We start from the raw sequence: 1915 nt of genomic DNA, 5'->3' as shown, positions 1-1915 counted from the left end.
GGTGGGGCCCGGCCCGGCCGCGCGCCGTCGCTCGGCCCCGCGTTGCCCGGGCCGGGCGCCCGGAGGCCCGTTGCGCCGGGCAGGGGCCGGGATGTCCGCCGGTCCGGATACCCTGGAGGGCAGCCCGTTCGTCCGCCCCCTAGCCGAGGATTCGCGACCACCGTGTTCGACACTCTCTCCGACCGCCTCGCAGCCACCTTCAAGAGCCTCCGGGGCAAAGGGCGCCTCAGCCCGGAGGACATCGACGCCACGGCACGCGAGATCCGCATCGCGCTGCTCGAGGCCGACGTCGCGCTGCCCGTCGTCCGCGCCTTCATCAAGCAGATCAAGGAGCGCGCGGCCGGCGAGGAGGTCTCCCGCGCGCTGAACCCGGCGCAGCAGGTCGTCAAGATCGTCAACGAGGAGCTCGTCGGCATCCTCGGCGGCGAGACGCGGCGCCTGCGCTTCGCGAAGCAGCCGCCGACCGTGATCATGCTCGCCGGCCTCCAGGGCGCGGGCAAGACGACCCTGGCGGGCAAGCTCGGCCTCTGGCTGCAGAAGCAGGGCCACTCCCCGCTCCTCGTCGCCGCCGACCTCCAGCGGCCCAACGCCGTCACGCAGCTGTCCGTCGTCGCCGAGCGGGCCGGTGTCTCCGTGTACGCGCCGGAGCCCGGCAACGGCGTGGGCGACCCGGTCAAGGTCGCCAAGGACTCGATCACGTACGCCCGGGACAAGGTCCACGACGTCGTGATCGTCGACACCGCCGGCCGCCTCGGCATCGACCAGGAACTGATGCAGCAGGCCGCCGACATCCGCGACGCGGTCTCGCCCGACGAGGTCCTCTTCGTCGTCGACGCGATGATCGGCCAGGACGCGGTCAACACCGCCGAGGCTTTCCGCGACGGCGTCGGATTCGACGGCGTGGTGCTGTCCAAGCTCGACGGTGACGCGCGCGGCGGTGCCGCGCTGTCGATCGCGCACGTGACCGGCAAGCAGATCATGTTCGCCTCCAACGGCGAGAAGCTCGACGAGTTCGACGCGTTCCACCCGGACCGCATGGCGTCCCGCATCCTCGACATGGGCGACCTGCTCAGCCTCATCGAGAAGGCCGAGCAGACCTTCAGCCAGGCCGAGGCCGAGAAGATGGCCTCCAAGCTGGCGAAGGGCCCGAAGGAGTTCACGCTCGACGACTTCCTGTCCCAGATGGAGCAGGTCAGGAAGATGGGCTCGCTGTCCAAGCTGCTCGGCATGCTGCCGGGCATGGGGCAGATGAAGGAGCAGATCAACAACCTCGACGAGCGCGACGTCGACCGCACGGCCGCCATCATCAAGTCCATGACCCCGGGCGAGCGCGCCGAGCCCACGATCATCAACGGCTCGCGCCGTGCCCGCATCGCCCGGGGCTCCGGCGTCGAGGTCGGCGCGGTGAAGAACCTGGTGGAGCGGTTCTTCGAGGCCCGCAAGATGATGTCGCGCATGGCCCAGGGCGGCGGCATGCCCGGGATGCCCGGCATGCCGGGCATGGGCGGCGGCCCCGGCAGGCAGAAGAAGAAGCAGAAGCAGGCCAAGGGCAAGCAGCGCTCCGGCAACCCGATGAAGCGCAAGGCCGACGAGCAGGCCGCCCTGGCCCGCAAGGAGCAGGCGGCTCTCGGGGCACCCGAGCAGGAGCAGCCGAGCACGTTCGAACTGCCCGACGAGTTCAAGAAGTTCATGGGCTGACGCCCTCGGGGCGGGGCCCGGCGGTGGGGCGTTGCGGCGCGAGGCGGGCGGCACCACCGCCCCGCCGGGGCCCTCGCCCCCGCCCAGCGGGCCCGACGATGCCGCCGGGCCGGACCGCGACGCGGACCGGACCGGACCGACGACAATAGGGCCCTCCGGAGCGGACGCCTGCCCGGCGCCCTGCGGAGCGGACGCCTGCCCGCCGGCGCGCTCACGC

At 72.1% G+C, this 1915-nt stretch carries 1 protein-coding gene; it reads left to right on the top strand.

All coding sequences use genetic code 11. From position 1 onward, the window contains the following. Positions 1 to 162 precede the first annotated feature (162 nt). On the top strand, positions 163 to 1698 hold the full coding sequence (gene ffh / locus L1885_RS27845) for a signal recognition particle protein (RefSeq protein WP_235799916.1): 1536 nt from the start codon (positions 163 to 165) through the stop codon (positions 1696 to 1698). Positions 1699 to 1915: the final 217 nt, after the last annotated feature.

This window comes from Streptomyces fuscigenes (assembly GCF_021556455.1).
In the GTDB taxonomy this organism is placed as follows: domain Bacteria; phylum Actinomycetota; class Actinomycetes; order Streptomycetales; family Streptomycetaceae; genus Streptomyces; species Streptomyces fuscigenes.
The sequence above is the reverse complement of the archived record's forward strand: the minus strand, read 5'-3'. Positions and strand labels throughout refer to the sequence as shown.